Raw genomic sequence first — 24,886 nt, forward strand, 5'->3', positions numbered from 1 at the left:
TAAAAGTTACGTGGAATCTGGCCGTGGGGATGAGCATGTCTCCTCGGTGTTGACCACGGAACTGAGGAGATGGCTTGAGCGGCACGGTGGTGTTGGCGGAGAAGTGGCCGGTGCTGGGCCGGCATGTGCAGGCGGCCGAGTGGCTGCGGCTGTGGACCGATCTCGGGAGGGCGCCTCGGACGATCGACGCCTACGCCCGAGGGCTTGCCGAGTATCTGGAGATGTGCGAGCGGGAGGGTGTCGATCCGCTCACGGCGAGCCGGGCGCATGTCGGCATCTATGTGCGGGAGTTGACCGAAAGGCCCAGCCACCGTGGCGCGAATGTAGTGTCGATCGATTCCGGCTCCGGTCTGGCCAACGCCACCATTGCGCAGCGGCTGGTGCCGGTGCGGCTGTTCTACGACCACCTGATGGAAGAGGGATTGCGGGAGTCCAATCCCGTTGGCCGGGGCCGCTTCACACCCGGCCAACGCGGCGGCGGCCATCAGCGCGGATTGGTACCCCGGTTGACGAAGCTGCCGTGGATCCCCAGCGAGCAGCAGTGGGCGGACATCCTGACCGTCGCCGCCGAGGAACCGGTCCGCAACCGCCTGATGCTCGCCCTGGCCTACGATGCCGCGCTGCGCCGTGAGGAACTGTGCTCGCTGCGCACCGACGATCTCGACCCAGCCCACCGCACCCTGCGGATCAGGGCGGAGACGACGAAGAACCGACTCGAACGAGTTGTGCCCTACTCGGCTCCGACCGGCGTGCTGCTGTCGAACTATCTCGCGCACCGGGCGGGCCTCAGCAGGACACGCGGACCGCTGTTCCTGTCGGAGTCCCGCCGCAACCACGCCCAGCCGCTGAGTCTGTGGACGTGGTCGAAGGTGGTACGACGGATCGCCCTGACCGCCGATGTTCCGCGGTTCTCGACGCACACCACACGGCATCTGTGTCTGACCGATCTGGCCCGGATGGGCTGGGAGCTGCACACGATCGCCGCCTTCGCCGGGCATCGTCACACGGACTCGACGCTGCGGTATATCCACCTGTCCGGGCGGGATCTGGCCGACAAGCTCGGCCGCGGCATGGACCACATCCATGCCTGGCGCATCGCGATGCTCACCGGCATGGAGGCCGCGGCAGCAGGAACACCGCGGTGACCGCACCGCTGTCGGAGTCCGCCTCTTCTGACTCCGAATCACGATGGTGCTCACCGCTCGTCGCGCATCAGTTCGACACCACGATTGACCTCCGAGACGAGGAGATGGGGGCCATCGGTGAACTCGGTGTGCACAACTTGCGGCGGCTGCAGTGCCACGATCCGAACGCGCCGGGCTGGCACGTGATCGGACGCCTGCTACGACCACTGGAGACGGTCAACGCGGGACTGGATTCGCCTCCCACCGCGCATCGGCGGCGCGCCATGGCCGATGCGGTCGCCGTGCTGCTGGTGCGATCCGCCGAAATCCGGCGAACCTTCTGGGCCTGGACTCCGGAGGAATGGACCCATCTACTCGGCCGGGATCAGGCCGAGTTCCACCGGAACGCACCCGCCTGGGCCGGCGACGAGGTCCGCCCCTACCTCGCAGCGCACGCCTACCTGCTGGGCTCGTTCACCGAGTTTCACCGGCTCGGAAGTTTCCAACGACTGACCCTGTCGCGGCGGATCTTCGGACGCGACCGAGTCGACGGCGAGATCACCCGGCTTCGTAAGGTGCTCGCCGAGTGGGGTTATCGGCTCGGACACAGCGACGACACACTGCTGCCGATGGTGGCCTGCCAGCTATTCCTGCTCAACCACAGCCCGCACCTCGAGGACCTCACCACCGACCTGTTCGATCGTGTCCGCCGCGACGGACTGCTCGGCGGCGCCCGACTCAACACTCTGCATGCCGTGCAGCGTGCGGTGGGTGCCCTCGGGTTCTGCGCCCCGCCGCCCGCGACGACCGGTCGCGGCACTGCTCAAGCAGCCGGCGGGGCGCAGGTCTGGCAGCAGTGGATCGAACGCTGGTACACGACCTCGACATTGACGCCGCGGGCACGCGGCAACGTCCGGTCCCGCCTGTTGAAGGTGGGCCGCTGGATCGAAGCCGAGCAGCCCGACGCCGCGGACCCGGCCTCCTGGACCCGGCAGACCTGCGCGGCCTGGGTTGCGGCGGTGGACCGGATGAACGTCGGCGACTACGTGCACCGCACCACCGGAATCGAAGCGCGTCTTGGCAAGCCGCTTGCGGCCTCGACCAAGGAAGGTCAACTCGCGGCGATCCGGAGATTCTTCGCCGACTGTCAGGAATGGGAATGGCTGTCTCGCCGCTTCGACCCGGGGCGCGCACTGGCCACTCCACGGAGCATCACCGCGCTGCTCGGCCCGAACCCCCGGGTGATCGCCGACGACATCTGGGCCAAGCTGCTCTGGGCGGGACTGAACCTCGAGCAGGCCGATCTCCCCGAGTCGCAGTCCGGGCACTTCTACCCGTTCGAACTCGTTCACGCGATCACGCTGACCTGGTTGTTCTCCGGCCTGCGCAGCAACGAGATCGCCCGCCTGCGGGTCGGCTGCATCCGCTGGCAGCACGACGACAAGCCCCTCGCCGGCGACTCCGATCAGGTGCTGGCACGCGATGCGGTCTGTCTGCTCGATGTTCCGGCGCACAAGACCGGCACCGCGTTCACCAAGCCGGTCGACCCGATCCTCGGTCAGGCGCTCGACGCCTGGCAGACGATGCGCCCCTCTCAACCGCAGTGTCTCGATCGCCGCACCGGCGAGCGAGTCGACCTGCTGTTCGCTGTCCGCGCCCGCCGGGTCTCCTCGTCCTACATCAACAACACGGTCATCCCGATGCTCTGCCGCAAGGCTGGTGTCCCGACCGCCGACGTCCGAGGCAACATCACCAGCCATCGGGCCCGATCCACCATCGCCAGCCAGCTCTACAACGCGAAGGAGCCGATGACCCTGTTCGAGCTGCAAGCGTGGCTCGGCCACCGCTCGCCGCAATCGACCCAGTACTACGCGAAAATCAGCCCCACGACGCTGACGCGGGCCTACACCGACGCCGGATACTTCTCCCGCAACGTCCGCACCATCGAGGTCCTCGTCGACCGTGATGCCGTCACCTCCGGCGCCGCCGCGGGTGGCGACACACCGTGGCAGTACTACGACCTCGGACACGGATACTGCACCTACACGTTCTTCGAGCAATGCCCACACCGGATGGCATGCGCCCGCTGCGACTTCTACGCCCCCAAAGCATCTGGAAAGGGACAACTGCTGGAGGCCAAGGACAATCTGCAGCGCATGCTCGCCGCGATCCCACTCAACGACGACGAACGCGCAGCCGTCGACGACGGGCAGATCGCCCTCGACAATCTCCTGAACCGGCTGGTCGACGTTCCAACACCGACCGGCGCGACACCACGTGAGCTCGGCGTTCCGGCGACCGCGACCCTGCTACCGATCTTCCCGGTCGACGAGCGCACACGAGAATGACCTTGACATCTCGGATTCCACAGAATGATCCGGTTCACGTGTCTTTCAACCTGCCCAGAGTTGTGTTCGCTGGTCAGTCCGGCGGTGACGGCATCGGCTGTTCAAGCAACTGCGGCTGCTACGGATCTCCTCTAACGCCGTCAGCGGGGCCGTGCAGGACTTCCCGCCACAGATCCCGACTGCTGAACAGGAGATTTTTACCCGTCTCGGATTCGAATCGGGACACTAAGCGAAATGTCCTAACTCAGGCGGAATGACGCCGCCTCCGGTTCAGTACGACAACCACTCGGGCAACTCCAGGCGCGTCCGCGCCTTCGATGCCGGAACCCGCCCGTGCAACCGCAAGTCCGACCCTAAGCCGACGAGTCGCGGTCTGGTCCGGCACCCCATTGGAATCTGGATGTCACGGCAATGCAGCTCTCGCCTGCGCATACTCGGCACTGAGACGTTCGATGATCCTTGCAGCCGGCAGTACGGCGTCGACAACGCCGATGCCCTGGCCTGCGCCCCAGATATCGCGCCATGGCTTCGGCTGCGGCTTCGGATCCGGCCCGGTGTCCTCGTTGATCCCGAAGTTGGGTACAGCCGGCTGCGAGTCGGAGAGGGCGTCGAGCTCAAGCCCGGCCGCTTCGATGCTTCCTCGCAGGTAGTTGCCGTGGATACCGGTGAACCGGTTCGAGTAGACGATGTCGCCGGCGGTCGAGTCGACAATCATCTGTTTGTACCTGAGGTCGGCATTGGCTTCGGTGCTGGCGATGAAGGCGGATCCGATGTAGGCGAGGTCGGCTCCGGCGGCCTGCGCTGCGAGGACGGCGCGGCCGTGAGCGATGGCTCCGGACAGCACCAGTGGGCCGTCGAACCACGCACGTATCTCCTGGATCAACGCGAACGGGGACTGTGTTCCCGCGTGGCCACCGGCTCCAGCGGCCACAGCGATCAGACCGTCGGCGCCTTTGGCGACAGCCTTGCGGGCGAAGGTGTTGTCGATGACGTCGTGAAGGACGATGCCGCCGTACGAGTGGACGGCGTCGTTGACGTCGGTGCGGGCACCGAGCGAGGTAATCACGATCGGCACCTCGAACTCGACGAGGGTGTCGAGGTCCTCCTCGAGCCGTGCGTTGGAATTGTGGACGATGAGGTTGACCGCGTACGGAGCGGACGGGGTCTCCGGGTTGTTCGCGTCGTGTTTCGCCAGCCTGTCGGTGATGTCGGTGAGCCACTCACGTAGCACCGGCTGGGGCCGGGCGTTGAGTGAGGGGAACGATCCGATGACACCGGCGGTGCATTGTGCAACAACCAGATCAGGGCCGGAAACGATGAACAAGGGTGAAGCGACCACAGGAAGACGAAGCCGGTCATGGAGAACGGGCGGAAAACTCAATGTCTGATCCTTCTCGACTGCAAGGTGACTGCAGCACTTTCTAGTGCGGAGTGTGCGTTCCGAACCGCCGTCCGTGGTAGGTCAGTGGTGCGGCGGCCGGGTCGGCGTCGACGCCGGTGACGGCTCCGATGAGGATGGCGTGGTCGCCGCCCGGGAGGATCTGGTCGACCTGGCAGGAGAGCCAAACTGCGGACCCGTCGAGTCGCGGTATCGAATCATGCTGGTGCCAAATGGTTCCCGTGAACTTGTCTTCACCCTTGGTGGCAAACCCTGTGGCGACGGAGTGTTGCTGCGCCGCGAGGACGTTGACTCCGAATTTTCCGGCGCGTGTGATGGCGGACAGGCATTCCGATGTCGTCGCCATCGCCACTGCGATCAGCAGTGGTTCGAACGATAAGGACATCACGGCGCTGACAGTCGTGCCGTGCGGTCGATCGCCGTCCATTGTCGTGACGACGGTGACCGGTGCGCACATGTGCGCCATCGCCTCTTTGAAGTCGGCCCGTAGGTCGACTTCGGCATGGGTGGTCGAGTTGGGGATGCTCATGGACGGTCGGCCTCCCAGGAACGTCGAGTGCGGTGGGTAATGCCGTTCATGCAACGGCTGGATGACTGCTGGCGATCGATGCCCGCAGGTCCGAGTAACGAATCGTGGGCAGGTCCCAGTGCCGAGCTTCGTCGATGCCAGCATCGCGGCACGGATCGACGCGAGACACCAGGGAGGTGAATGCCACCGGACAGCCCTGCCCCGCCGGCGCTGCCGCAGTGCAGAGGTTCCCAGCCTGCGCAATCACGCGCGGTCTGCTGAGGACATTCTCGTCCGATGCCAAGACAGGGATCACATGGCCCGGGCGGGTGAATGACGCGGGAGTCGATCGCCGGTCGCCCAGGGTACGAAGAGTAACCGCACGGTCCTGTGCGGAGATGCCGGTCGTCACGCCCTCTACCGCATCGACCGCCACGCACATCCGTCCGCTGAACGATGTTCCGGTGTCCCAGGTCATCGGTGGTAGGCACAGGCGATGAGCATCGGACGGACTCACGGTGACGCAGATGAATCCGCTTCCTTCACGAATCATTTCGGCCACGGTGGATGTCGACGCCCGGTCGGCCAGGATCATCATGTCGATGCCGGTGCCGTTCAGATCATCCACTGCCAACACCCGGCTACCGGCCTGTAGTGCTTCGAGGGCGGCGTCGAGAGCCGTAGTGCGAGTGCGGTGCTGTGCGATGCTCATCGCCTTCCCCTGTCAGCCGGCGAGTCCGGTCGCGGACCAGAACGCTTCGAACGAGGAGGGAACGAGATCGTTGCCACGCACGACTTTGCCGTCGACGAAACGGTGGCCCATGACCATGGTGATGTCCAGTTCGTGATCGCCGAGTTTGCGGTACGCCCGGATCTTGGCAACCACGAGTTCGTCATCGATCACGTCACAGCTGAGTACTTCGTTCGCCGAGGCGTCGAGCTTGGCCAGCACACCGAGCCCTTCCAGAAACTCCGCCTTGGTGTAGATCCGCTGCGAGCCGTCGAAGGTGAATCCGGCCCACGTCATCGAGTCGTCGTACAGATCCAGTAGCGGCGTGGGATCGCCCTGATCAGCTGCGGCGAAAGCCTTGGTAAGTGCGTCGGCGTTCTGCTGGGTCATCGGTCTACCTGCGTGGGTGGCGAATGTGGTCCACACCCACCTTTGCAATGACGGAAGCCTCCGGTAACCGTCCGACCACGTGACCGGGTACGGGGGTGGTGGTCCCCCTGGCCCGATCGCCGTTCTTGCTGCTCACATGGCTTCTATCCCGAAATATCGGGTAATGGACACCCTGCGTAGAGTCGTTGATGACACATCTTGACCCCCCTTGTTGCGGCGCATCACCTCCGCCCAGCAGAGTGATGTACGTCTCATAGGAGGTGCGGTGAACACCGACGAATGGTCCGAAATCCACCGATGCCGCGGCGAAGGCGAATCGATCAAGGGCATCGCCCAGCGCTTGGGCATCTCCCGGAACACGGTGCGCCGAGCTCTCGCCATGCCCGAACCGCCGAACGACCACCGAAGGTTGAAGGGCTCGGTTGCCGATGAAGCGGATGCACGCATCCGAGACCTCCTCCACCGGACTCCGGACATCTCGACCGCAGAGATCGGCAGATGCATCGAGTGGGGCCACTCCCGCACACTTCTCGTACGCAAGGTGAACCAGATCAAGACCGAGATGACCACCCCCGCTTTCGAAAATCCTTCGACCGGGACCGGGCTTCCGCAGCAACCCACCAGTTTCATCGGACGACACCACGAGCTGCGTGAAGTCCGTCGGCTCCTCGGAGATCACCGACTGGTGTCCGTGGTCGGACCCGGAGGAATCGGAAAGACCCGACTCGCCATACGCGCCGCAGAAGAATACCGACGGGCATTTCCTGACGGTGTACGCTTCGTCGAATTCGCTTCCCTGCGAAGCGAAAACTTGTTGAGCCAGGCGATCGCCGATCGACTCGGACTCGAAACCCGCGACGGGCCGGAAAACTCCGCCGACGACATCCTCATCGAGTACTTACGCAATCGGAGGATGCTGCTGATCCTCGACAACTGCGAACATCTCGTCGAAGGGGTCGCAGCCCTCGCGAGCCGCCTGATCGAAGAAACCAGCAACCTTCGGATCCTCACCACTTCACGCGAATACCTGGCCATTCCCGGCGAGTACGTCTTCCATCTCCCTCCCCTGCCGACGTACGGCAGCACAGGATCGGGAGCCGTCGAACTGTTCGCGAACCGCGCCGAGTCGGTGCTTTCGGGATTCGCACTCAACGACTCGAATGTGGACGCCGTCAGACGGATTTGTCAGCGACTCGACGGACTACCCCTGGCCATCGAACTGGCATGCACCCGCCTCAACGTCCTATCCGTCGAAGACCTGGCAGAGCGACTGGATCGGCGCCTGTCGATGCTGACCTTTTCCGCACGCGGACGCACACCGCGACATCGCAGCCTGCAGGCCACGATCGACTGGAGTTACGAACTGTGCTCGGAAACCGAACGCACCCTGTGGTGCAGAGCCTCCGTCTTCGCCGACAGTTTCGACCTTGCCACAGCAGTAGCAGTGTGCTCCGACGACGTCCTGTCCGAGGACGAGATCATGGAAGCAGCCGCGGCCCTCGTCGCCAAGTCCGTGGTTGTGCGTGAGACATCGGAGGACGGTGTTCGCTTCCGACTGCTCGAATCGATACGCGAGTACGGATGGGGCAAACTGACCATCCCGGAACGCCGAAACATGCACACGAAACTACTCGAGTACTGCGCACGCATTATCGAAGAATCGACAGCGTCCTGGTACGGGCCCGAACAGTTGGCGAGCGCAACCGCGGTGTCGATCAACCGCGGAAACATCCGCGCAGCGCTGCATTCGGTGATGAACGACCCCACCGATCCCGCACTCGTTCAACGGGCCGCCGACACCCTGGGATCCTCGAGATTCCTATGGGCATGCGGAATCTCCGTACGTGAACACCGAATGTGGTTGACACAGGCACTCGACCTGCCCGGCATCTCGAGGACCGCACGAGGACGCATCCTCACCGTGCTCGCACTGGTCCAAACACTGCAAGGCGATCGAGACGCCGCCGACTTCACCCTACGCAGAGCACGTGAGCTCGCCGGCGACCGCGAAGATCCGGTCACCAGGTCGTTCGCGGTCCATATCGCCGGACTGAGGGACTTCTTCGCCGGCCGACCCGATTCCGGGATGGCATACCTCGACGAAGCAGAACGCGGTTACCAACTGTACGGCTGTGAGCCGGAACTGGTATCGATGCTGCAGATCCATCGAGGCATGCTTCTCTGCTCCATACAGGACGTAGCCGGCGCCGCGGACGCGTTCAGCCGCGTGTTCATCAAGACGGACGAGATCGGCGAGCTGTGGTTCCACTCCTACGCGACCTACGGACTCGGCCACGTTGCACTGCTCGAGAACGCCCCCGACACCGCTGTCCGGCGAGCCCTCGAAGCACTGCGATACCAGCGAGAGTTCGCCGACCCCATCGGCAAGACCGTGATGGCGGACCTGCTCGGATGGGCACTCGCCGAGCAGGGCCACGGTGCGCGTGCCGCCGTCGTGCTGGGCGCCGCCTCGTCCATGTGGGGTTCGATCGGTCAACAACTCTACGGTGCAGACCACTGGAATACGTTGCGCGAACGCGCAGTCGACACGGCACGAAGCCATATCGGCACTTCTGCGTTCGATGCCGCGTGGGCCCGAGGACAAGCCATGACCGCCCCCGAACTACTTGCCTACATCTTCGACGAGGACCGCACCGAGGACGACCATCCGGCCCCCGACCGCAGTCTCATCACCCGCGCCACCGCTACCGCCGACACCTCGCAACTCGAGCTTCTCTCACCCCGCGAACGAGAGGTCGCCGAATTGGTTGCGCAGGGCCTGACGAACAAACAGATCGCCGAGAAGCTGGTGCTCTCACCTCGGACAGTGGAGGGACATGTTGAGCACCTCCTACGCAAGCTGTGTCTGTCTCGACGAACCGAAGTACCTCGAGCACTCTCCTCGAACTGAACGGGCCTGTTCGCCCGGGTCGCCGCAACGACCCGGGCGAACACCCGAGGAAAACCGCCGATCAGCTCTGCTGGTAGCCGGGCAGGATCGCCCCGGCAGCGTCGCTCAACGTCATGCGGTCGATCAAGGCGTGCTGAGTGGCGACAGCCGCATCACGGACACACCGCCCAAGAACGCTCGGGGTACGCACCGTCGCGCTACCGGCCCAACGATGCGCGAACATCACAACATCGCCGGCAACCTCCTGCACCCAGGTCGCAGCCTGCCGCAGCCGCGCATGCTGCTCCTCCGAGATGGGCAATCCCGCCGCCGCCGTGTCCTCCGCATCCCCGAACACCTCGTAGACGTACGCACACGCAGCCTTGTACAGGGCCTCGTGACGCGCGAACTCGATCCGGAAGACATCGGAGTCACCGACGAAACCGTCGTATCCGGGCCGCACCTTCCCCGACACGATGCGGGCGATCTCCTCCAAGGCGCGCTCGGCGAGTCCCAGCGCCACCGGTGCGTGGCCACCCACGCCGATGCCCAGGAGCCCGAGCTTGTAGACCGGCTCGGGACGGACCGGGACGGTCGAAAAGGTATCCATGGTGAACCGCTCCGGCACGAACTCGTCGGTCACCTGGTAGTCGAACGAACCGGTGCCGACCATGCCCATGACATTCCAGTTGCCGAGGAACTCGACCTTCTCCTTGGGAATCCACGCGATCCGCGCCTCGGGCTGACCGTCCGCATCGACGACAGGATTGCCCTGGTCGTCGTGGACGACGAAGCCGGCACCGATCCAGGATGCATGCGCCGAGCCGCTGGCGAACTGAAAGCGGCCGGTGACACGATATCCACCCTCGACTCGGACCCCTTTACCCGTGGGGACGATCATTCCCGCGGTGATGCCCTTGTCGAGGCCGGCGAACATCTCGCGAGCGCCCTCGGGATTCGTGTAACCGACCGCCACACCGGTGCTGCACGAGTTGGCCATGAACGCCCAACCTGTGGAACCGTCGGCGCGCGTGAGCTCCTGGATAACCTTGAAGGCACTGACGATGTCGAGGCCGGCGCCACCGTACTCCTCAGGCACCAGGATCCAGAACAAGCCTGCCTCGGCCAGCGCCTCGTAGACAGGCCGCGTGATCGTCGCCTCGGCTTCGATAGCGTTTGCTTCGGTGTCGATGACCTTGGCTACTTCACGGGCACGATCGAGATACTCCGCTCCGCGGGCACGCTGCTGGTCCGTCGAGAGAACAGGTGCGGTGAGTGTCATCCGAGGATTCCTTCCATGTGGGTACGACAAGTACCTGCATATGACTGGAATCACAATGGCTCGCTGCGCATATCTCGACAGCGGGGCAACTACGTGGTCGACTACGGGATCGCAAAATCCGCGTACGCAGCCACGACCGCAACGGCGTCTGGCCTGCCGAACGTCGACCTGCACGACGGGTGCACCTACCCCTCCGATACGCGGCCGTCGCGGTCGAGATGTGTCAGCACGGGACAACCGCACCATCGCGCAGAAGGCCCGCCGGGTGGCGCACACCTGGGCCCCGACATGCAGGCGACAGCTACTGCGTATCGGTGCAATCGGCAGTTCCCCCAACGGATCTTCATGTGAATATTCGTGAAATATTCGCTTACCACAGATAGAATCAGCACACCCCTGAATTGATCGACGTCGAAGACGTGCAACCTCGAACAGTTTCGCTTGCACGACATTTCCGCGTCCGCAGGCGACACGCGGCATGACGACAGCGTGGTAAGCGATGACCCGTAACACCCAGCCCGATAAGCTCCTCGGACATCCGGCACATTCGATCCTCCATGTCGTGGCAGAACTCGAAAGCCTTGCTCTCGACATGGCTTACGACGAATGGAACCGTGACGCGAACGCATGCCGGAAGCGTGACGAACCGCCGTCATGACAGACCCCGGCCATAGCGTGGCCGCACCTGTGAAAGCGAGCGACCCTTCGACCAGGCTCGGTCGAAGGGTCGCTCGTCTCCAGAGATCACTCACATCCGATCGTGAACGAGGCGGTTCTCCAGTTCATCCAGTGCCGCACGGTAGATCTCCGAGATCGACTGGGCCAGAGCGATATCCTCCTCAGCAGAAGCGCACCTGAATTCCGCGTCCCAGGTGATTCGAGCACCATCAGGATGATCGACCACCGCGAAGACCGACCGGTACGACTCGAGAGCCAAGGGACCCGAGACATAGTCGTACACGTACCGTCTCTTCTGATCGTCGTGCTCGACGATCCGCTCGACGGCCTCACCGCCTCCACCGGCGAACGTCGTGTACCGCACGTCCCCACGCTGATACGAGCTTTCCAGCGCGGGAATCCAATCCGCGACATTCGCGGTGTCGCCACCGACCTTCCACACCTTCGCCGGGTCTGCGGCGATGACTCGACTTTCATTCACCTGCATCGTCTTCCTCCGTTTCGGTGATGTCATAGGTGACGAGAAGCTTCGACAACCTCTCGACCGCCTCGCGCCCTACCCCATGTCGCTGAAGCAGCGCCGACACTCCGCCGTGCTCCTGATCAACGCAGTCGAGAAAGCGTTCCATCGCATCCGGCGGAGCAGTCCACGCTTCCAGCGGATAGAGATCGGCCGCGGATCCGTACGAGGCCATCTCGCGCAATCTGCGCATCGACGCGACCACGTCGTCGGTAGCGGCCGCGTAATCGGCGACGATGTCTCGACGCCGCACGCCGATCGCAGATAGCACCAGCGCGATCGCGACTCCGGTTCGGTCCTTGCCGACGGTGCAGTGCACCAGCACCGGAAGCGTGGCCGGTTCGAGCAGACGGGAGAGCACCGCCACAACCCCTGCTGCGTCTGCATCCAGGTACGAAAGGTATCTCGTGACGAGAGGATCGTCGCCGACCATAGGAGCTACAGCCGAGTCCGAGGCGACCGTGTCAGGAATGCTGAACGGGTTCGGAAGATGGGCCACCCGCAACTCGTCGAGCGGACCACGTCCTTCCGCCGCGATCTCATGGGGCAGACGTAGATCGATCGTGGCTTGTATTCCGGTCGCGGCTATCAATTCGCGGGCTGTGTGCAGATCCAAGAATTGGGGTGTTCCACTGCGGTAGAGCATGCCGTATCGAACGCGGCCACCGTCGTTCGTTCGTAACCCGCCCAGGTCCCGAAACCCCAGCAGTCCCGCATACGAGGACGTCATGATTGGGTCGAGAGGATCGTGATCACACAGGCATTGCCGTCCATTCCGGCCGCCCCTCCCCCCATGGTCTCCACCAGACCGACCCGATGCCGCGCGACCTGACGGGCGCCGGCACGTCCACGCAGCTGCCACGAAATCTCGGCGAGCTGCGCCATCCCGGTGGCGCCGAGGGGGTGCCCACGAGACAACAATCCCCCACTCGGATTGACCGGCTGGACTCCGTCACGCGTGGTGTACCCGGAGGGGGCAAGTTCGGCACCCTTACCACGCGGGGCAAGCCCCAAGGCCTCCAAGGTGATGATCTCGCCGATCGTGAAGGCATCGTGCACTTCGAGTACATCGATCTCCTGGGAAGTACGGCCGGCCTCAGCGAACGCCTTCTCGGCAGCGCGCGCCACGCTCGCGTACCCCCACGCCTCCTCGCTACGGTGATCCCACAACGCACCGGAGACCAGGACGGACGATTCGATGCGCAGGTCGTTCGGGTTGCCCCGGTCGCCTCCGACGATCGCAGCCCCCGCACCATCGCTGGTGGGGCAGCACTGCAGGAACGTCAGAGGTTCCGCGATCATGCGAGAGTCCAACACCTCCTGCACTGTCGGTACTGCGTCCCGCAGTTGGGCACGCGGATTGTCCGTACCGTTGCGCTTGTTCTTCACGGCGACGGCGGCGAGCTGGTCGGGGGTTACGCCGAATTCCCCCACATAGCGTTGTGCCTGAAGGGCATACAGACCGGGCAGCGGCAACGACGACGCCCCTTCGGGATCGGTGGCCTCGGGAACGATTGCCCCGGAGAAGAGCGTCGACATCTGGTCCACGCCGAGTACCAGCACGCAACCGAACCTGCCCAGACGGACCGCTTCGACTGCCTCGTGGTAGGCGCTCGTTCCACTGGCACAAGCGTTCTCGACCGTCCACATCGGAACGGCCGGAATTCCGAGACCTCGCTGGACCCGGGTGGCTACCCCCGGTGGACCGAACACCGAACCGACGATGATCGCATCGATCTCCCCCGGCTCGATACCTGCATCCCGGACCGCCTCGGCCACTGCCGTCCAGGCGAGCGACTCCACTCTTCGGTCCGGGAACCTGCCGTAGGCGGAGGTTCCCACGCCCCACAACATCGCCTGTTCCATCACTGCACCTCTCTGGACGCAACAAGGTTGCCGTCGTCTGTTCCGGTGATCTCGAGACGAGCGCCGGGTTCGAGCACGGCCGGTTCCGCAAGATGGACGAGCACGCGGGGTCCATCGTCGAGATCGAGGTAGGCCAAACCGAACGGGGGTCGATGCGTACCGACCGGGATCGCCACCACCGTGGATGACCAGACTTGTCCGGTCCGAGCGAAACGAGCATCGTCCATGGCCCCGTAGCACGCCGGACACCACGGAAGTCCTTGCTGAGCAGTCGGATACCTGCACTTGGCGCACCGCGTTCCGAGTACGGCCTCACCGTCGAACGTCGGCCGCGGATCGGCCACCGGAAGACCTCCGACTGCCGAACCGGCCCGCCGCTTGGTGGGCCGACCCACTCCGAGGTCGCTCATCAGTGGTCACCTTCCAAAGTCAGCGAGAAGTCGCCGGCCTCGATGTGCAAGTAGGCACCGACCGCCGTCTCGACCAGGTCCTGGATATAACGCGTCTGCCTGCTCGTCGGGGAGAAGTCACGTTGGCGTCGAGGAGTTGCGCGCATGACGTCGATATCGCTTTCCGGTACCAGAAGCCGCAGAATGAGTTCGTCGTCGCTGATCGATCCACCGAACTTTGCACGCAGGTCCGCAAGGCTGGGCTGCGGAGGCTCCCAGTTCTCGAAGCTCTTCGCCTTGGGCGAGCTCATGATCTTGTCGAGGACATTGGGATCGAGAGGAGCGACGGGTTTGCCGTAGAAGCCGTTCGCGTAGATCATCACCTCGTCCGGTACGACCGAATAGCGCGATCCGGTCACCACGTTGAGTACCGCCTGCGTGCCGACCAGCTGCGAGAACGGCGTCGCCATCACCGGATAACCCAGTTCCTCACGTACCACCGACATTTCGTCGAGTACCTCTTCGAAGCGGTCCTCCATGCCACGATCACGCAGCTGCGCTTTGAACGTGCCGGCCATCCCACCAGGCAGCTGATGCCGATACTGGAACAAGGAGTATTCCGCGGGCTGACCCACCGGCAGCTCCTCGTAGTCGGCCACCCGAAGCAGGTGCTCCTCGACGGCAGCGAAGTACGAGTCGTCGAGATCGACGTCGAATCCGGCATAGCGCAGGTTCGCCACCGTGTTCTCGGTGGACGGTAGAGACACACCAGCGGCCAGTGGACGACTGGCGGTGTGCACGCGATCAGCGCCGGCGAGCACACCTTCGAGATAGTTCACCGGCGCCATGGCATTGTTGCTGTGGAAGTGAATCTCCACGGGCAGATCGCCGGCTGCACTCTTGATCGCGGCGACCAAAGACCGTGTGCGTTCGGGGGTGAGCAGACCGGCAGCGTCCTCGAGCTCGATCCCATCCGCACCGGTCGCGACGAGCTCACGAGTGCGAGCAGCGTAGTACTCATCGGTGTGATAGGGCGTGTCCGCATAGAGGATGCACGGAATCGCTTGGGCGCCTTCGGCCTGCACCGTCTTGACCAGCCGACCGATCTTGTCCATGTTGAACAGTCCGTCGTAGATCCAGAAGCTGCCGATGCCGTGTGCGCACAACCGCTGCACCCACAGATCCATCACGCTGTCCGCCGTGAGCCCGAAGGTCACGATGCCGTTGCTCCGGGTGCCGGCCCGCACCGTGGTTCTCGGCATGGCCTTCGACAGTGAGATCAGTTGGTCCCAGGGATCCTCTTTGCAGTGCCGCACCAGCACCTCGAAGATGGAGCTTCCGACGAGATCGATGGTGTGGAAGCCGGTGCGGTCCAGATCCGTGGCCATGGGTAGGCCCATGTCCTTGCGCAGGCGCATGCCCCACCAACTCTGCGGACCGTCGCGCAACGTCTGGTCCACGATGTCGATCGTGCGGCGGCTGCCGTCGGTATTGCGCGGGGCGCAGTCCAGATAGCTCATGAGATCTTCTCCAAGTAGTGGGGTAGGCCCCGAGAGGCGATCCAGTCGGTGGTCACGGTGCCCGCCCGGAAGTCCGGATGGTCGAGCGACACCCGGGCGAATCCCGCGGTGGTGGGGACACCGGAGACGCCCAGGTCTTCCAGGGCGGTCACCATACGGTCTGCGGCCGTGTCCCGGTCCGGTCCGTGCGCCACGATCTTGGCCAGGAGGGAGTCGTAGTAGGGAGTGACGACATAACCGGATTCGCAGTGGCTGTCGACGCGGATCCCCTCGCCCGTCGGCGGCTCCCATCGTGTGACCGTGCCCGGATGGGGGAGGAATCCCCGCGCGGGATCCTCGGTGGTGATTCTGACTTCGACCGCGTGTCCGGTGAGGTGGATGTCGTCCTGGGTGAACCGCAGTGGGATGCCCGCGGCCGAGCGCAGTTGTTCGGCGACCAGGTCCACGCCGGTGACCATCTCGGTGACGGGGTGTTCGACCTGGATCCGGGCGTTGAACTCGAGGAAGGCGAATTCGTCGGTGTCGGCGTCGTAGATGAACTCCACGGTGCCGGCGCTGTCGAGTCCCAGTGCCTGGGCGAAGGCGACGCCGCTGCGCCGGATAGCCTGGCGCACCTCCTCCGGCAGGTTCGGTGCAGGAGACTCTTCGATTACCTTCTGATGGCGGCGCTGGAGTGTGCAGTCCCGTTCACCGAGATGGATCACCGAGCCGTGCTTGTCGCCGAGGACCTGTACCTCGATGTGTCGGGCGTTCCGGATGAACCGTTCGATATAGGTGCGGCCGTCACCGAACGCCGACTGCGCTTCGGCGGCCGCCGACGACCAGCGTGCGCGAAGTTCGGCTTCATTCTCGACGACCGACATCCCGCGTCCGCCACCTCCGGCAGCAGCTTTGACCAGAACCGGATATCCCAGCTCGGCGGCCGCCGCGACTGCAGCCTCGGTCGAGTCGAGCACCGGGGATCCCGACAGCACCGGTATCCCCGCCGAGCGCGCCAGTTCCCGCGCTCGCGCCTTGTCACCGGCCTCGGCCACCGCGTCCGGCCGAGGACCGACGAACACCAGCCCTTCGGCAACACACGCCGCAGCGAACTCGGGATTCTCGGAGAGAAATCCGTATCCCGGATGTACAGCATCACAACCGGTTCCGAGCGCTGCGGTAAGCACCGCAGGAATGGACAGGTAACTGTCCCCGGCAGGCGGTGGTCCGATGCATACCGCACGGTCCGCCATCCGGGCCGCGAGCCCGTCCCTGTCCACCGTCGAGGTGATGGCCACCGTTTCGATACCGAGTTCTCGGCACGCCCGGATGACACGCACCGCGATCTCACCGCGATTGGCGATCAGGACTCGCCGCAGCGCAATGTCCTCGGAGACCGTGACCGCCAGGCTCGACGGGCTAGCCATCGCTCGGCCTGATCAAGAACAGCACCTGGTCGAACTCGACGAGATCGGCGTTCTTGGCGCAGATCTGTACGATCTCGCCGCTCTGCGGTGCGACGATCGGATTCATCAGCTTCATCACCTCGACGATCGCGAGTTGCTCGCCGGCCTCGACCTTCTGTCCGACCTGCACGAACGGCGGTTCACCCGGGCTCGGCGCCACCCAGAACGCACCGACCGTCGGTGATGTGACCTCGATGCAGCCGGTGGTGTCCGCCGGTGCCGTCGGTACCGCACCTTGTGCGGCAGGTACGGTGTCGGCGCCCTTCCCGGCGTCGGCAGCGGTCCCGGTGTCGGCTGTGTCGAGCGGCGGTGTGTGTGTCATCGCCGGGACGGTGGTCGATGCCGCCTGTGGCACGGGTGCGGGTGCCTCGGCGAGGGAACGTTCCCGGGCCGTCGGCGGACCGTCCTTACCCACGGTGATCCGCATACCGTCCATTTCCAGCGTCATGGCAGCCCAGCCGGAGTCGCGGAAGGTACGCAGAATCTCCCGCACTTCGCGGTAGGTGACACGCTCCGGTGTGGTCATGAAATTCTCCTGTGATGTGCGACGGCAGCGAGCAGCACCGGAAGCCGACGGGCGGTGACGATTTCCTCGACGCCCGCATCCATCGCGGCACGCACACCATCGAGGGTGCAGAAAATCCCTCCGCGAACAGATCTGGTTCCGGCAGGAATGTCGGGCAGCTTGCCGCCGAGGTCCTCGACCGCCGCATCTGCATCGAACACCGGCTCGAGCACGGCAGTCGTGCTCACCGTCAACGGCGCGGCGCGTTCGGCCCAATCGGTGAGGCGACGTAGATCGTGATCCTCACTTTCATCCGCAGCCGAGGTCGGCAGCTCACCGGCGTAGACGCGACCGGTCGTCGCATCGACCGTGACGGTACGGCCCACCAGAGCCGCAACCGTACCGGCGCCACATCCAACGACGCACGGTGTGTCCAGCGCTCGACTGACAACCGCAGCATGCGAGGTCGACCCACCTTGCTCGGTAATCACCGCAGAAGCGGCGATCATGCCGTGCACGTCGTCGGGACTGGTCGACTTACGAACCAGGATGGAACCGGGGGTGGCCTGGGCGGCCTCCGGAGTATCCACCACCGGTCCCGTCGCCACTCCAGGACTGGCAGGCACACCGCTGGCAAGCACCTCGGCATCGTCGGCGGCCCCGGCGGCGATCTCGGGCCGCAACAGGGTCCGGATCTGATCGGCGGTCACCCGCGACAGAGCTTCCTCCGGTTCGAGAACGCCCTCGTCGACGAGCGCGACCGCGATACGCACCGCTGCTCGGGCGGTCCGCTTCGCCGGTCGCGACTGGAGCAGGAACAGTTCGCCACTCTGGACAGTGAACTCGATGTCCTGCGCATCGCGACCTTCACGGTCGAGACACTCCGCAGCCTCCAGTAGTTCGGCGTGCACCGAAGGCCAGCGAGCGGCGAGATAGGACAACGGTTCCGGCGTGATCCGTCCGGACACCACGTCCTCCCCCTGCCCTCCGGCCAGATACTCGCCGTAGGGCTCTCGGGTGCCGTCGACGGGGTTACGGGTGAAGAGCACACCGGTACCGGAATCGTCGTCGAGGTTGCCGAACACCATCGCCTGGATGGTGACCGCCGTTCCGAGGTCGTCGGGAATGCCGTAGTGCTTGCGGTAGGCCAACGCACGTCGCGAGCGACTCGACTCGAACACCGCCGCCACAGCGGCGCGGAGTTGTTCCCACGGGTCTGCCGGTACGGTCGCATCGACATCCTCGGCGATGGCCGCACGTACGGCGGCGGTGTCGGGCAATTCGTCGAGTTCTTCGGTGCACCCCAGCACCAGCCGGCCGTAGAACCCTGTGAATCGGCGGTGCACCTCGGCAGCGAACTCCGGATCGCCGCTCTCGGCCGCCAGGGCGGCCTCGACGGTGTCGTTGCATCCCAGGTCGAGGATCGTGTCCATCATGCCCGGCATGCTCACGGCAGCGCCCGATCGCACCGAGACGAGCAATGGACGTTCGCTACCACCGAAAGTGCGGCCCAGTTTCTGTTCCAGGAAACGGATTCCCGCGACCAGCTCCTCGTCGAGGCCGTCGGGCATGTGACCGTCCGCGAAATACGCCTTGCATGCCTCGGTGGTGACGACGAAGGCAGGAGGAACCCGCAGTCCGAGAGACCGCATGCGCCACAGACTCCAGGCCTTTCCGCCCACCAGATCCCGACTCGGCTCGGCCGCAATCTCTTCCGGTACGACCAGCCACTGCAAACTCGTTGTGGTACTCATTCCGGACGTTCCCTTCCGGTCAGCCGAAGAATGTGTTCATGCATCTGGAACCAGACGGTGTGCATCGAGTCGACCCGGACCCCACTGACGTAGTCGGTTTCGCCGCCTTCCGCTCGGACGAGAGCGTCGCCGATCCGGTCGAGGAATCGATCGACGAGCGGGTCGGCGTCGGCCAGCGGGCGCAGGACCTTGTAGGTCTTCTCGTGCACCCGAGCGAGTTTGGTGATGATCTTGGAGTCGTACTCGGGGTCGCCGTGATCGTTGGGAACCCGGTCGCCGTCGATCTCGATGGTCTGCCAGTCGGTGGTCAGGGCGAGAATCTGTTTGTTCACGCCGGTTTCGAAGGCATCCATCGCTGCCGTGACGGCAGCGTCGGCGCGCAGCGCAGCAAACGTGCGCGGGTACACGCCGTCGAGGAATTCACGGCCGGCGGGGGTGATCATGTGGTTTCCGCGCGCGGCCATGACGGTGCCTTCGACGACGGCCTTTTCCAGCGCCGTTTCGACGTCGTCGACCGGAAGACCGTTGATGTTGCTGAGATCCTCGGCGGAGCCGAGTTGGCGCAGGGTCAGGGTATGCACGGTGAGCTCATAGGGATCGAGCATGATTTGGGGTCCTTTCGGTGCTGGTCCGCGGGTCACTGTCGGGCCGCGGCCATCCGGTCGCGTACTTCGCGGCGCAGCGACTTGCCGACGGGGCTGGTAGGGATTGCGGGCCAGATCTCGATGGCACGCGGGCGTTTGAATCCGGCCAACCGGTCCGCGCAGAACTCGAGGATCTCTTCGGGACGCGTGTCGCTGCGGGTGACCACGGCAGCCGCGACCCGTTCACCCCACTTTTCGTCGGGAAGGCCCACGACCGCGGCTTCGACCACAGCGGGATGAGTCAGGAGGGCGTCTTCGACTTCACGCGGGTACACGTTGAAACCGCCCGAGATGATCACGTCGTGCCGACGGTCGAGCAGATGCAGGTAGCCGTCGTCGTCCCACCGTCCGATGTCGCCGGTGTGCAGCCAACCGTCCGGTTCGATGGTCTCGGCGGTTGCCTCGGGACGTCGCCAGTACCGGCTCATGGTGTGCGGTCCTCTGGTGAGGACCTCCCCCACCCCGCCGGGACCGAGGACGTTGCCGTCGGTGTCACGGATCTGGACTTCGACGAAGGTGTAGGGCTTGCCGGCGGAGGTGAGCCGCTCCGGTGTGTGTTCCCACGGTTGCAGGCACGTGATCGCCAGTGGAGCCTCGGCTTGCCCGTACAGCTGTGCGAACACCGGTCCGAGCACATCGAGGCCGCGCTGCAGCACGCTGGTGGCGATCGGAGCCCCGCCGTAGCACAGGCGCTCGAGGGCGAGATCGGCTGTCGCCGTGTCCGGATCCTCAAGAAGCAGCGCGATCATCGTCGGCACCATGAATGTCGTTGTGGCTCCGCACTTTCTTGCTGCATCGAGGAATGCTGCGGAGGTGAACTTCGGCAGGATCACGTTCGGAGCGCCCTTGACCAGATGCGGCAGGAAGAACGCGCCGCTGCCGTGAGTGATGGGGGCTGCATGCAACATCACCGAATCCGGTCGGAGGTTGGGAAGCAGGTCGACCAGGAAGTTGGCGACCTCCGCGAGTTCGCTCCGCGTGGTCAGGACCACCGCTTTGGGTTTTCCGGTTGTCCCACCGGTGTAGGCCAGACGGAATGGTGCATCCTGCGCACGCCGTACGTTGCACGGGTCGGACGAGGCGCCCGCGATGAGACCGGGCAGTTCGTCGGCGGTGATCATCACCTCGACCGATGCGGGCGGGTCTCCTGCATGGATCAGGGCGCGGGCCTGCGAATCATCGATCTTGTACGCGTGCTCGGAGGCGGTCTCGCGAACGTTCAACGGAACTCGCACCAATCCCGCTTTCGCAATCGCATAGTAGGCGACGACGCCGTCGATGCCATTGGGCATGAGCACTGCAACCCGGTCACCGGCGGTGAGACCGGCGGCCAGCAGGGCATTGCCGAGTCGGTCGGTGAGTTCGTCGAACTCGGCGAAACTCACCACCCGGTCCTCGTGGATCAACGCCGGGGCCGAACCGAACTGCGCGCCGGCGCGGCGGATCAGGTCACCGATCTGCATGATCGTCGCCCTTCGTGTCACCGGGACTCGGCAGGTCGGCACGCCTCAGCGCGGAACCGCGTCCTTCGAGATTGCGCGAGCCACGCTGGGTGAGGCGGTACAGTTCGTCGGCCTGCTCGCTACCGTGGTGCCATTTCACCCACTCCTCGTCGCGGTAGCGGTGCGCGCCGTCGAGGACTGCCGGAGTGAGCCCGCGCGCGCGTGCGTTGTAGTCGTCGATGTCGATCCGGCCGGCGCTGGTTGTCCACAGCCCGGTCTTGACGGGCAGGCTGCTCGAGCCGGAGAAGTGGTCGCCTACGGTCGGGGCGTAGTCGTCATCGGTGAGTACCGAATAGGGTATGCCGTTGATCATGTTCCGGCTCTGCGACGAGTAGCGCGCCATCGTGTATTCGTTGGCGGACTGGTGCGGCAGCCCGAGCAGACCCACCATCTCGCCGAGGTGGTCGCGGCCGTACTCGTCGTTCATCAGGGGCTTGAAGCGTTGGACCCGCTCGTCGAGTTGGAGCCAGTCGTCCTGGCGGTAGGTTCCGGCCAGGTGCGCGAAATCCTTGCCTACCGAGGAGTAGACGAGGGCGCCGGCGTCGATCATCTGTTCCCGCGACCAGGACGCGATGCGCTTCCACAGGTCGGTGGTCGCTTCGTTGAGGATCTCGCGGTACTGCTCCATGGTGTCGGCCAAGGTGTCGGCATTGTCCATTCCGACCGGCACGTAGCCGTCGGTCAGTGCATCCGAGCTGTACATGCCGATGGCCACGATGTTGGAGGCGTTGTAACTCGGCTCGGCTTCGAACGATGCCCAGTCATCCATCAGGTGGAAGTTCGTGTCCTTGAAGACAATTGGGATCGTCAGATTGTTGAACGGCAGTTGCGTCGCGATGCCATCCAGCCAGGGGTAGTCGCCTTCGGTGAGATCGAAGAAGTCCCGGACGATCATCTGCCGGTCATTGCCCAAGTTGTACGGACCGCTGTTGTGCAGGCCGATGCGACACTCGCAGTGCGCGAGGAACGCGAACTGCGACAACTGGGCGATGAGCTTGGTGGCTGCAGTGTGCAGACGGTCACCGGGGGTGACCCCGTGCAGATCGGCTTCGAAGACCTGCAGGGTGCGCTCGGGAAGAAACTGGCTGCGGTCGCCGAATTCCTTGTTGGTGAGATGACCGTCGTTGCGGTGGTACGCGAGATTGAACCGTCGCGAGAAGTCGAGCACGTCCACGACATCGTCGACTGCGTCCGTAGGCCGGATCAAACCCCAGTTCATCAGCATTTCCCGGCCGAGGAGGTAGAAGGTGGGCATGCCCCAGGCACCGTTGACGGTGTTGACCTTGAGACTGACCTCGCGCGCACGGTCGCCGAGTTCTTCTGCGGGGGTGATCGCGTCGATCTCCCTCAGCTGAGTGGGCAGCCGATAGAAGCTGTTGAGATAGCTCAGCAGCATGTATGGGCTCATCGGGAAGAGTTTCGATTCCTGCACTGTGCGGGTGATGCACAGCCAGTAGGTGGTGTCGGACAGATTCCGTACGTAGTTGTTGGTCTCGAGCAGGGACCGGTAGTTCAGCTTCGCCATGGTTCAGCCCTCGTTTTCGATCAGCCAGATTCGGGCGTGCCCGATGTCGCCGGTTTCGTATGCATCCGAGGCGGGAGGTGTCGCGGTCACCTCCAGCTCGACCAGATCTCCGTCCCGGAGCTCGTCGATCTTGCAGTTCATCAGGGTGGGCACGTCGTACTCCCGAGCGAGGATCCCCAGGTGAGAGCGGACCGTGCCGCCGAGGCAGATGACCCCCGCGAAGCCCTCGATGATCGGGGCGGTCAGGGTGCCGCCCGAATCGTCGATCACTGCGATGGTGCCGGCCGGCACCCCGTCGGTCAGGTAGTCCATCACCTGTTCGATCGTGGAGATCAGGGCTACAGGGCCGACGACCGTCTGCGGTTTGCTGATGACGTTGTCACCGACACCGACCTGCCGGCGGCCGTCTGCCGACCGCTCCTCGGTGAATCCTGAGGTTTCACGTTCGGGTCGCCGGTACTTCTCCGGTTCGGATTCGAGTGACACCGTTGCCGAGAAGTCGAAGCGGTAGCCGGAGTCGAGGACTTCCTTCTCGATCGCGTCAGCGTCTGCGCGCGAGAACAATTCGAATTGACGCTCGAAGACGATGTCCTTCCACTGCGCTCCGGTTGCGGCGATACGGTCCGCCGCCAACGTCCGCACCATGGAGTTGAAGCGGCCGGGCAACGGAAGCACTTCCGTTGCTCCCCATTTGGGAGTGGTCCATTCAGAATCAGACATTGTTCCTCACTCGAATCGTGTAGTGACCGAGGCGTAGTGCACCGACCGGCACCTACCGTCGGGTACGCAGGTGAACCTCTTACTCTGTGACCGAAATTAGCTACTATTTCGACTGTGACCCAGTCCACTATGGGGGACAGTTCGACAGGCCTTCGGAACACCCGTTCCGCACCCCCGTCGACCAGGTCCCCAATACGCAAAGTCCTGGAACCGCGTGACTACGAGCTCGCGTTCGACGTGCTCGAACGCTGCGCCGATGCGGCATCCGTTCCCGACTTCAAAGAGCGCACTGTCCAAGCACTACAAGAGCAATTCGGTCTGCAACACGTGTCCTTCTTCGCCGGAGCGACGTTCCACACCGTCTTCGAGGACGCCGCCCCGCTCACCGAAGGGGCAACAGCAAAGATGCTGCCCGAATACCAGGAGCGTTGGGCCCGCCACGATGTGTTCGGTTGCACCTCCGCAGTGCAACAACTGATGACGAGTGGAGTCGCCTCACTGGCGGAGCTACAGGCGTTCGCTTCCCTACCGCCGGCTGCAGCTGCATACGTCCGACACTTCCTGGGTTCGACGTGGCGAATGGAGACTGCCGCTGCGATGCGACTCGAACTCGGTGGCGGCCATACTGCATTGGTGGGCATGTTCGATCCTCAGCCCAACAAACTCGGGGTGCACGAAATGGCGACCCTTCGGTTGCTCAGCCGCCAATTGTCCGCCATCGCGCGTGGATTGCCCACCACGCGGCCGCTCGCCACCTTGACCCGACTTCCCGAGCGGCAACAACAGGTGGTCTATCTCGTAGCCGAAGGTCTGTCCAACGCGCAGATCGCGGAAACGCTGTCGCTGGCCGAAGACAGTGTCAAGAAGTACATCTCTCGCATCCTCACGGCCACCGGTTGTCAGTCCAGGATGGAGTTGGCGCTCCTCGCGCGCTCACAACGGCGATGACGAGGCACCATCGGGGCCGGCTACCCGCAGCGTCCACAGTGCTGCGGGTAGCCGGACCTTGCGTGCTGAAATGTCAAACCGACTGCTGAAAAGCATATTCCGTAGAAACCAGCGCTGTCTGCTCGGTGACGGAGACCCGAAGACGCGTCGACCGCCGCACCCCCTGCGTTCGTGAAGGGTACGGCGGCCGACTCGGACA

General features: G+C 64.3%; 21 protein-coding genes. 4 read left to right on the forward strand and 17 right to left on the reverse strand.

Annotation, left to right across the window (positions count from 1 at the left end; all coding sequences use genetic code 11):
- Window positions 1–74 precede the first annotated feature (74 nt).
- Together ACN675_RS12430 and ACN675_RS12435 are read left to right on the forward strand one after the other, a co-directional pair.
- Entirely contained in the window at window positions 75–1,145 is a 1,071-nt protein-coding gene (locus ACN675_RS12430; RefSeq protein ID WP_420751134.1) for a tyrosine-type recombinase/integrase, read from the forward strand.
- Window positions 1,142–3,472, forward strand: coding sequence for a tyrosine-type recombinase/integrase (locus ACN675_RS12435; protein ID WP_420751135.1), 2,331 nt, complete (start codon window positions 1,142–1,144; stop codon window positions 3,470–3,472). The genes ACN675_RS12430 and ACN675_RS12435 overlap by 4 nt, the downstream gene beginning before the upstream one ends.
- A 403-nt stretch (window positions 3,473–3,875) precedes the next feature.
- Here ACN675_RS12435 and ACN675_RS12440 read toward each other — a convergent pair whose 3' ends face one another.
- From ACN675_RS12440 to ACN675_RS12455, 4 genes are read right to left on the reverse strand one after another with little or no spacing between them, the layout of a single operon-like run.
- A complete protein-coding gene (locus ACN675_RS12440; protein ID WP_420751136.1) occupies window positions 3,876–4,853 on the reverse strand; it encodes an NAD(P)H-dependent flavin oxidoreductase in 978 nt (325 codons plus the stop codon).
- A gap of 40 nt (window positions 4,854–4,893) precedes the next feature.
- A complete protein-coding gene (locus tag ACN675_RS12445) occupies window positions 4,894–5,400 on the reverse strand; it encodes a flavin reductase family protein (RefSeq protein WP_248674025.1) in 507 nt (168 codons plus the stop codon).
- 46 nt (window positions 5,401–5,446) lie between these two features.
- Window positions 5,447–6,091, reverse strand: coding sequence for a 3,4-dihydroxy-2-butanone-4-phosphate synthase (locus tag ACN675_RS12450; protein WP_248674024.1), 645 nt, complete (start codon window positions 6,089–6,091; stop codon window positions 5,447–5,449).
- 12 nt (window positions 6,092–6,103) lie between these two features.
- On the reverse strand, window positions 6,104–6,499 hold the full coding sequence (locus tag ACN675_RS12455) for a nuclear transport factor 2 family protein (protein ID WP_248674023.1): 396 nt from the start codon (window positions 6,497–6,499) through the stop codon (window positions 6,104–6,106).
- A 379-nt stretch (window positions 6,500–6,878) separates the two neighbouring features.
- On the opposite strand from ACN675_RS12455, the gene ACN675_RS12460 reads away from it, so the two are divergent.
- The gene (locus ACN675_RS12460; RefSeq protein WP_420751164.1) at window positions 6,879–9,410 is read left to right on the forward strand and encodes a LuxR C-terminal-related transcriptional regulator; all 2,532 of its coding nucleotides are present in this window, start codon (window positions 6,879–6,881) and stop codon (window positions 9,408–9,410) included.
- 61 nt (window positions 9,411–9,471) lie between these two features.
- On the opposite strand, the gene ACN675_RS12465 is transcribed toward ACN675_RS12460, so the two are convergent.
- The 13 genes from ACN675_RS12465 to ACN675_RS12525 form a co-directional block, all read right to left on the reverse strand.
- A complete protein-coding gene (locus tag ACN675_RS12465; RefSeq protein ID WP_420751137.1) occupies window positions 9,472–10,671 on the reverse strand; it encodes an acyl-CoA dehydrogenase family protein in 1,200 nt (399 codons plus the stop codon).
- Window positions 10,672–11,419: 748 nt separating this feature from the next.
- A complete protein-coding gene (locus ACN675_RS12470; RefSeq protein WP_420751138.1) occupies window positions 11,420–11,836 on the reverse strand; it encodes an SRPBCC family protein in 417 nt (138 codons plus the stop codon).
- Window positions 11,823–12,599: a tyrosine-protein phosphatase gene (locus ACN675_RS12475; protein ID WP_420751139.1), complete on the reverse strand. Its 777-nt coding sequence runs from the start codon at window positions 12,597–12,599 to the stop codon at window positions 11,823–11,825. The genes ACN675_RS12470 and ACN675_RS12475 overlap by 14 nt, the downstream gene beginning before the upstream one ends.
- Window positions 12,596–13,735 carry a thiolase family protein gene (locus ACN675_RS12480; RefSeq protein ID WP_420751140.1) on the reverse strand — a complete coding sequence of 380 codons (1,140 nt, stop codon included), beginning with the start codon at window positions 13,733–13,735 and terminating at the stop codon, window positions 12,596–12,598. Before ACN675_RS12480 ends, ACN675_RS12475 begins: the two co-directional genes overlap by 4 nt.
- Window positions 13,735–14,145: a Zn-ribbon domain-containing OB-fold protein gene (locus ACN675_RS12485; RefSeq protein WP_420751141.1), complete on the reverse strand. Its 411-nt coding sequence runs from the start codon at window positions 14,143–14,145 to the stop codon at window positions 13,735–13,737. The genes ACN675_RS12480 and ACN675_RS12485 overlap by 1 nt, the downstream gene beginning before the upstream one ends.
- The gene (locus ACN675_RS12490; RefSeq protein ID WP_420751142.1) at window positions 14,145–15,644 is read right to left on the reverse strand and encodes a carboxyltransferase; all 1,500 of its coding nucleotides are present in this window, start codon (window positions 15,642–15,644) and stop codon (window positions 14,145–14,147) included. Before ACN675_RS12490 ends, ACN675_RS12485 begins: the two co-directional genes overlap by 1 nt.
- Window positions 15,641–17,050, reverse strand: coding sequence for an acetyl-CoA carboxylase biotin carboxylase subunit (locus ACN675_RS12495; protein ID WP_420751143.1), 1,410 nt, complete (start codon window positions 17,048–17,050; stop codon window positions 15,641–15,643). Before ACN675_RS12495 ends, ACN675_RS12490 begins: the two co-directional genes overlap by 4 nt.
- Window positions 17,043–17,615 carry an acetyl-CoA carboxylase biotin carboxyl carrier protein gene (locus ACN675_RS12500; protein WP_248674015.1) on the reverse strand — a complete coding sequence of 191 codons (573 nt, stop codon included), beginning with the start codon at window positions 17,613–17,615 and terminating at the stop codon, window positions 17,043–17,045. The genes ACN675_RS12495 and ACN675_RS12500 overlap by 8 nt, the downstream gene beginning before the upstream one ends.
- Window positions 17,612–19,348: a pyruvate, phosphate dikinase gene (locus ACN675_RS12505; protein WP_420751144.1), complete on the reverse strand. Its 1,737-nt coding sequence runs from the start codon at window positions 19,346–19,348 to the stop codon at window positions 17,612–17,614. The genes ACN675_RS12500 and ACN675_RS12505 overlap by 4 nt, the downstream gene beginning before the upstream one ends.
- Window positions 19,345–19,953 carry a hypothetical protein gene (locus ACN675_RS12510; protein WP_420751145.1) on the reverse strand — a complete coding sequence of 203 codons (609 nt, stop codon included), beginning with the start codon at window positions 19,951–19,953 and terminating at the stop codon, window positions 19,345–19,347. Before ACN675_RS12510 ends, ACN675_RS12505 begins: the two co-directional genes overlap by 4 nt.
- Before the next feature lie 32 nt (window positions 19,954–19,985).
- Window positions 19,986–21,455 carry a class I adenylate-forming enzyme family protein gene (locus ACN675_RS12515; protein ID WP_420751146.1) on the reverse strand — a complete coding sequence of 490 codons (1,470 nt, stop codon included), beginning with the start codon at window positions 21,453–21,455 and terminating at the stop codon, window positions 19,986–19,988.
- Complete coding sequence (locus ACN675_RS12520; protein ID WP_420751147.1) at window positions 21,442–23,019, reverse strand: hypothetical protein; 1,578 nt, start codon at window positions 23,017–23,019, stop codon at window positions 21,442–21,444. Before ACN675_RS12520 ends, ACN675_RS12515 begins: the two co-directional genes overlap by 14 nt.
- Before the next feature lie 3 nt (window positions 23,020–23,022).
- Window positions 23,023–23,739 (reverse strand): PEP-utilizing enzyme, encoded by a 717-nt coding sequence (locus ACN675_RS12525; RefSeq protein WP_420751148.1) that lies wholly within the window; start codon window positions 23,737–23,739, stop codon window positions 23,023–23,025.
- Window positions 23,740–23,853: 114 nt separating this feature from the next.
- Here ACN675_RS12525 and ACN675_RS12530 point away from each other — a divergent pair, with 114 nt between their 5' ends.
- Window positions 23,854–24,687, forward strand: a complete 834-nt coding sequence (locus ACN675_RS12530; RefSeq protein WP_420751149.1) for a response regulator transcription factor — start codon at window positions 23,854–23,856, stop codon at window positions 24,685–24,687.
- The last annotated feature ends 199 nt before the right edge of the window (window positions 24,688–24,886 follow it).

Source organism: Rhodococcus sp. O3, from assembly GCF_048897285.1.
In the GTDB taxonomy this organism is placed as follows: domain Bacteria; phylum Actinomycetota; class Actinomycetes; order Mycobacteriales; family Mycobacteriaceae; genus Rhodococcus.